We start from the raw sequence: 1,064 nt of genomic DNA on the forward strand, positions 1-1,064 counted from the left end.
GTGAAGGCCGGCGCGCCGAAGCCGGCGATCGGCACCGTCGAGGAGTTCAGGCACGCGCTGATCGACGTGCGCAAGATCGCCTACATCGATCCCGCGTCGGGCGGCACCAGCGGCATCTACCTCGACGGCCTGTTCGAGAAACTCGGCGTCGCGCAGGTGGTGCGGCCGAAGGCGGTGCTGGTGGCCGGCGGGCTGTCGGCCGAGAAGCTGGTCAGCGGCGAGGCGGACCTCGCGATCCAGCAGGTCAGCGAGATCCTGCCGGTGGCCGGCGTCGACCTGGTCGGCATGCTGCCGCCCGAGATCCAGAACTACACGACCTATGCCGGCGCGCTGGGCGCGGCCAGCACGCACCGGGCGGCGGCGGCCGAGTTCCTGAAGAGCCTGGCCAGCGAGGAAGGCCGGCAGACGCTGCGCAGCAAGGGCATGCTGCCGCCCTGATCCGTGCGCGTTTTCAATGCGCGTTTCAGTGGGTCGTGCCGGCTGCGAGGCGGATGTCGCGCTCGACGCCCAGCGCCGTCACCGCCATCACCCGCACGGCCTCCACCACCGCATCGAGCGCGAGGCTCGGCGCGCCCGCATGCCGTATCGCCATCGCCGGCAGCCAGGGCACGTGGATGAAGCCGCCACGCAGCGCCGGGCGCTCGGTCGCGATGTAGTGCGACAGCGCGTAGAACACCGCGTTGCACACGTAGGTGCCGGCCGTCGACGAGATCGACGCCGGGATGCCGTCGTCGTGCAGCGCGCGCAGCATCGCCTTGATCGGCAGCGTCGAGAAGTACGCGGCCGGTGCGCCCTCCACCACCGGCTCGTCGACCGGCTGCCGGCCGGCGTTGTCGGGGATGCGCGCATCGACGATGTTGATCGCGACGCGTTCGATCGACACATCGGTGCGCCCGCCGGCCAGGCCCAGGCACAGCACCAGCGCCGGGTTCAGTTCCTCGATCGCATCGATCAGCACCGGCCCGGCATCGTCGACCACGCAGGGCAGGCGGCGGGCCGCGAACACCGCGCCGCCGAGGCGTTCGCCGTCCAGCGCACGCGCCGCCTCCCATGAAGGATTGATC

2 protein-coding genes are annotated in these 1,064 nt (G+C 71.3%); one reads left to right on the forward strand and one right to left on the reverse strand.

Annotated features, from left to right (window positions below):
* Positions 1–438, forward strand: a 438-nt coding sequence (locus AC1D01_RS36065) for a substrate-binding domain-containing protein (protein WP_477874524.1), incomplete at its 5' end; no start/stop codon positions are given.
* A gap of 25 nt (positions 439–463) precedes the next feature.
* Here AC1D01_RS36065 and pcp read toward each other — a convergent pair.
* On the reverse strand, positions 464–1,063 hold the full coding sequence (pcp, locus tag AC1D01_RS36070; RefSeq protein ID WP_477874526.1) for a pyroglutamyl-peptidase I: 600 nt from the start codon (positions 1,061–1,063) through the stop codon (positions 464–466).
* Position 1,064: the final 1 nt, after the last annotated feature.

It is taken from the genome of Rhizobacter sp. P3_B12 (assembly GCF_056402895.1).